A 295-nucleotide genomic window follows, 5' to 3' on the forward strand; every position below is an offset into this window, starting at 1 on the left:
CGCGAGCAGATCGACGCGACCCTGCAGATATCGGGGGGCGCAACGCTCGAAGCCCAGCGAGGCTTCGAGCGCTGAACGCAGCCCCATCGTCCTTGCGAGCGCAACGAAGCAACCCAGGGACACGCCACGTCCGGAGATCGCGCGTCGCCCTGGATTGCTTCGCTGCGCGCGCAAGGACGGTGACGGCGTCATGGGCGCGATCTGCGCCGCTCAGGGCACCGGCCCGCCGGCCCATGACCGGCCCCCGCCATCACGGGAGATGCCGCGACAGCGCCACGCCGATCCGCTCGATGGG

1 protein-coding gene is annotated in these 295 nt (G+C 71.2%); it reads right to left on the reverse strand.

Annotated features, from left to right (window positions below; all coding sequences use genetic code 11):
* Positions 1–192: hypothetical protein (locus P0G09_RS19500; protein ID WP_275253503.1), on the reverse strand; the 192-nt coding region annotated here is incomplete at its 3' end.
* Between the last annotated feature and the right edge of the window lie 103 nt (positions 193–295).

The sequence above is a fragment of the Faecalibacterium sp. DFI.5.82 genome, from assembly GCF_029076575.1.
GTDB lineage: Bacteria > Bacillota > Clostridia > Oscillospirales > Ruminococcaceae > Faecalibacterium > Faecalibacterium duncaniae.